This window comes from Dietzia sp. B44 (assembly GCF_014145245.1).
Taxonomy (GTDB): domain Bacteria; phylum Actinomycetota; class Actinomycetes; order Mycobacteriales; family Mycobacteriaceae; genus Dietzia; species Dietzia natronolimnaea.
In genome coordinates this window covers 1-1,832 of sequence record NZ_JAALEF010000490.1, presented here as the reverse complement: position 1 = coordinate 1,832, position 1,832 = coordinate 1, and the positions used below count along the sequence as shown (strand labels likewise).

The following is a 1,832-nucleotide window of genomic DNA, read 5'->3' as shown; positions in this document are numbered from 1 at the left end:
ACCCACGATCAGACCTCCTCCCCGGCCCGCGCCCGCGCGGCCGGGTTCGCCCTCGGCGTGAGCACGCTGCCGGGCAGGGTGGGCGCGGGCAGGCGGGTGAGCCCGTCGGGGTTCCTCCCGATGTAGCCGTCGACCCGGCCGAAGCGGTCCGACCCGTCCTCCCACTCCTGCCGGTAGCGCACGATCTCGTCGTGGCCGCGACCGATGAAGTTCCACCACATCACGATCTCCTCACCGAACGGCGTACCGCCGATGAGGATCATCCGCGCCGGGGTGGATCCGGTGTTGTGGATGGTCAGGGTGGTCTCGCCGACACCGGTGTAGCCCAGCTGGGCGGGTGCGACGGTCACGCCCTCGAGCGTGATGTCGCCGGCGTCCACCAGGAGGCCGTGCTCGAACCCCGGGTCCACGTCGAGGGTGAGCCGGGCGCCGGGATCCAGGCGGAGCTCCGCGCCGAGCAGGGGGGTGAACGTGGTGACCGACGACGACGAGCCCAGCAGCGACCCGATGAAGACCAGGGCGGATCCGCCCTCGTACTCCACCGCCTCGGGGACATGGTGCTCGAACCGTCGGCCGGCGCTCTCACGGTCCCTCTCGGGGAGCGCCGTCCACAGTTGCACCCCGTGCAGCACACCCGTGTCCTGGGTGGAGACCTCGGTGTGGCAGATGCCCGCCCCGGAGGTCATGAGGTTGACCTCGCCGGGCCGGACCACCGCGTGGTTGTCACCGGAGTCGTGGTGGGTCACGTTGCCCTCGAAGAGCCAGCTGACGGTCTGGAGTCCGGTGTGCGGATGCGAGGGCACGTCCATGCCGCCGGTGGCCGAGACGTCGTCGGGCCCGTAGTGGTCGACGAAGCACCAGGCGCCGATCAGGGAGCGCTGTCGCTGCGGGAGCGTCCGCCTGACCGTCATCGCCCGCGGCCCGCCGAGCGGGACGTCACGGGAGGTGATGATCTCCACCGCGGCGCCCCCGGGTTCGGGTCCACCGGGCGATCCGCCCGCCTCGCACTCGATCTCCTCCGGACGGGCGTCGAGGTTGCTCACGGCCGCACCTCCGCGTCGGCGGCGCTGAGGGTGTCCGCCGCCTCGCGCCGCAGTTCGAGCCGCTTGGCGTTGATCCTGCCGCCCAGTGCCAGCGTGAGCGCCCTGTCCACCACCGGGACGGGGAGGTGGTCCAGGAGTCTGCGGCCGAGGTCCCACTTCACGGCGTAGCGGTGACGGGGCCGGGCGGTGGTCCCGGCGGTCCAGACGGCCTCCGCCAGGACCCGGGGATCGGTGGCCTTGTCGTCCTCCCCCGCCGCCATCTCCCCCATCACGGCGGCCATGGCGGCGAAGGGCGAGCCCGGGAGCGTCGACTCCTGGAAGCGCCGCCGGATCGAGGCGGTCATCCCCGTGCGGAACGGGCCCGGTTGGATGAGCACCACGTCGAGGCCGAGGAACATGAGCTCGCGCCGCAGGGAGTCCCCGTAGGCCTCGACGGCGTGCTTGCTCATGGCGTAGGCGCCGTTCATCGGCATCCCGTGCTGGGGGCCGGTCTCCGAGCTGATGAGGACCACCCGTCCGCTACTCGCGCGGAGCAGGTCGAACATCGCGTGCACGGTGCGGACGGTCCCCATGACGTTCACGTCGAGCATCTGCTGGACCCGCTCGGGGTCGGTCTCGGCGAGCGGCCCGATCCCCAGGATCCCGGCGAAGGTGACCACCGCGTCCAGGCGGCCGTGGTCCGCGCGGACCCGATCGGCGAGCGCCCGGAGCGACACGGAGTCGGTCACGTCGACCGCCACGGGCGTGATCCCCGCGCCGCCCGGGGGTGCGCTGAGGTCGGCGGCGACG

The 1,832-nt window shown here is 72.6% G+C and carries 2 protein-coding genes; both read right to left on the bottom strand.

Annotation, left to right across the window (positions count from 1 at the left end):
• Positions 1-8: 8 nt before the first annotated feature.
• Complete coding sequence (locus tag G6017_RS14615) at positions 9-1,043, bottom strand: pirin family protein (RefSeq protein ID WP_182618013.1); 1,035 nt, start codon at positions 1,041-1,043, stop codon at positions 9-11.
• Positions 1,040-1,832, bottom strand: a 793-nt coding sequence (locus G6017_RS14610; RefSeq protein ID WP_182618011.1) for an SDR family NAD(P)-dependent oxidoreductase, incomplete at its 5' end; no start/stop codon positions are given. The genes G6017_RS14615 and G6017_RS14610, both read right to left, overlap by 4 nt.